Below are 3094 nucleotides of genomic sequence, written 5' to 3'. Positions count from 1 at the left end.
CCCCCACCGGCGCGGGGGGATCGGGGGCGGGCGGCGCGGGGGGGGCTGGGGGGGCGTTGCGGGCAGGGGACCCCGGCGTCCTCGGGGGGGTTTGCCGGGGGGCGTCCCCGGGCCGGGGGCCGGCGGCCCCGGGAACGTATTCGGTTGGTCTACTCGGCGATCCGGGTCAGTGCGCCACCGCCTTCTCGGCGCCGACACCGGTGAGGGAGCGGACCTCCATCTCCACCGCCTTCTCCGGGTCCTCCGGCCTGCCGCCGCCGAGCAGCGTGCCCGCGATGCCGAGCACGAACGCCAGCGGGATGGACACGATGCCGGGGTTGGACAGCGGGAACCAGTCGAAGTCCAGGTTCGGCAGCATGGCGGTCTTGTTGCCGGACACCGCGGGGGAGAACACGATCAGCACGATGGTCGAGATCAGGCCGCCGTACATGCTCCACAGCGCGCCGGTGGTGTTGAACCGCTTCCAGAACAGCGAGTACACGATGGTCGGCAGGTTTGCCGCCGCCGCGACCGCGAAGGCCAGCGCCACCAGGAAGGCGATGTTCTGCCCGTTGGCCAGGATGCCGAGGCCGATGGCAAGCACGCCGATCACCACCGCGGTGATCCGGGAGACCCGCACCTGCGCCTGCTCGTCGGCCTTGCCGCGCTTGAGCACGCTGGCGTAGATGTCGTGGGCGAAGGAGGCCGATGCGGTGATGGTCAGCCCTGCCACCACGGCGAGGATGGTCGCGAAGGCCACCGCCGAGATGATGCCCAGCAGCAGCACGCCGCCGAGTTCGAAGGCCAGCAGCGGGGCCGCGGAGTTCTGCCCGCCCGCGGCGGCCAGGATGCGGTCGGGGCCGACGATGGCGGCCGCGCCGTAACCGAGCACCAGCGTGAACAGGTAGAACGCGCCGATCAGGGCGATCGCCCAGACCACCGAGCGCCGCGCCTCCCTGGCCGTTGGCACGGTGTAGAAGCGCATCAGCACGTGCGGCAGACCCGCGGTGCCGAGCACCAACGCCAGGCCGAGGGACAGGAAGTTGAGCTTGCTGGTCTCGCTGCCGCCGTACTGGGCGCCCGGCGCGAGCACGTCGCGGTTCGCCACGATCTCGTTGGTGGAGCCGCTGATCATCTCCTGGGCCGAGCCGAGCAGGCCGGAGATGTCGAAGGAGAACTTCGCCAGCACGATCACAGTCATGACGGCCGCGCCGGTGATCAGCAGCACCGCCTTGATGATCTGCACCCATGTGGTGCCCTTCATGCCGCCGACCAGCACGTAGACGATCATCAGCACGCCGACGACCGCGATGACCAGCGACTGTCCGGCCCTGCTGTCGATGTCGAGCAGCAGCGCCACCAGGCCGCCCGCGCCCGCCATCTGGGCCAGCAGGTAGAACAGCGAGACGGTCAGCGTGGACAGCGCCGCCGCGGTGCGTACCGGCCGTTCCCGCAGCCGGAAGCTGAGCACGTCGGCCATGGTGAATTTGCCGGTGTTGCGCAGCATCTCGGCGACCAGCAGCAGCGCCACCAGCCAGGCGACCAGGAAGCCGATCGAGTAGAGGAAGCCGTCGTAGCCGTAGACGGCGATGGCGCCGGCGATGCCGAGGAAGCTGGCGGCCGAGAGGTAGTCGCCCGCGATGGCGATGCCGTTCTGCGGGCCGGAGAAGCCGCGGCCGCCGGTGAAGTAGTCACTGGCGGTGGAGTTGTTGCGGCTGGCCCTGATCACCACCACCATCGTCACCGCCACGAACAGCGCGAAGATGGCGATGTTGGCCACCGGGTTGCCGACGGTGCCCGCGGCCAGCACGGACGTGCTCATGCGCGAGCGCCTTCCAGGTCGGCGCGCAGGGCGGCCGCGCGCGGGTCGAGTTCGCGGTTGGCGAAGCGGACGTAGGCGGCGGTGATGGCGAAGGTGGTCAGGAACTGCGCCAGCCCGAGCACGAGGCCGACATTGATGTTGCCGAACAGCCGGGTCGCCATGAAGTCGTGCGCGTACGCGCCGAGCAGCACATAGGCCAGATACCACACCAGGAACAGGGCGGTCATCGGGAAGACGAAGCGGCGCAGGCGGTTACGCAGGTCCTGGAATTCCGGGCTCGCCTGCGCCCGCGCGAACTCCTCGGCGCCGGGGACCCGCGGCGTCGGGGTCCGATCGAGATCAGTGGTCATGGGGGAGTTCCTGACATGTGATGTGGATTACGTGCTCGAAAACGTATCGCCGGGCCGGAGCGCGGAAAATGCTGTGGCGGCGGTCACTCCGTGAAGGTGTGGATCTGTGCGGTGAACGGTCGGCGCGACGCGACGAACGGTCGGCGGCCGGACGGACGGACGATGCCGCACAGGCCGGCGGCGGGATGTGGCTCAGGCGCCGCGCGCGCCCGGTTCGCGGTCCGCGCCCATGCCGAGCCGCTCCGGGGCGTGCATCCGCGCGAAGACCCCGCGCGCCCGGTCGGCGGGCCTGCCCCCGGTGAGGACACTGACCGCGATCATGGTCGCGAAAGCGGCGGGCACACTGATCGCGGCGGGATAGCCGAGCAGCGCGGCGAGCCAGCCGTGCGCCACCGACTCCGGCGCGCCGCCGAGCACCGACACCGCGGTCGCCGTGCCCGCGAGCAGCCCGCCCACGCACAGCCCGGCCGCCGCGCCCCGGGCGGTCAGACCGCGCCACCAGATGCCCAGCACCAGCAACGGCGCCAGCGTGGACGCGGCCACCGCGAACGCCAGGCCCACCGTGCGCGAGAGGTCGAGCGAGACCACGCCGAGCGAGAGCGCCAGCGGCGCGACGCCCGCCACGATCGCCGCCACCCGGAAATCTCTGACCCGCCCGCGCAGCACGTCGGTGCTCAGCACGCCCGCGATGCTCACCAGCAACCCCGAGGAGGTGGAAAGGAAGGCCGCGATCGCGCCGGCCGCCACCAGCGCGGCGATCAGCTGTCCGGGCAGGCCGGCCAGCACCGAACCCGGCAGCAGCAGCACCGCGGCGTCGGAGGTGCCGGTGAGCAGCAGTTGCGGCACGTACAGGCGGGAGAAGACGCCGAGCAGGACGGGGAACAGGTAGAACAGGCCGACCAGGCCGATCACCGCCAGCGCGGTGGTGCGAGCGGCCCTGCCG

The 3094-nt window shown here is 71.4% G+C and carries 3 protein-coding genes; all 3 read right to left on the bottom strand.

The window, feature by feature from the left end; genetic code table 11:
- Positions 1-166: 166 nt before the first annotated feature.
- On the bottom strand, positions 167-1801 hold the full coding sequence (locus QH283_RS13320; protein WP_280503313.1) for a solute symporter family protein: 1635 nt from the start codon (positions 1799-1801) through the stop codon (positions 167-169).
- Entirely contained in the window at positions 1798-2151 is a 354-nt protein-coding gene (locus QH283_RS13315) for a DUF485 domain-containing protein (protein ID WP_280503312.1), read from the bottom strand. The genes QH283_RS13320 and QH283_RS13315 overlap by 4 nt, the downstream gene beginning before the upstream one ends.
- Before the next feature lie 192 nt (positions 2152-2343).
- Positions 2344-3094 (bottom strand): sodium:solute symporter family transporter (locus tag QH283_RS13310; RefSeq protein ID WP_432420723.1); only part of this gene is annotated, 751 nt, incomplete at its 5' end.

The organism is Nocardia farcinica (genome assembly GCF_029867845.1).
In the GTDB taxonomy this organism is placed as follows: domain Bacteria; phylum Actinomycetota; class Actinomycetes; order Mycobacteriales; family Mycobacteriaceae; genus Nocardia; species Nocardia farcinica_A.
The sequence above is the reverse complement of the archived record's forward strand: the minus strand, read 5'-3'. Positions and strand labels throughout refer to the sequence as shown.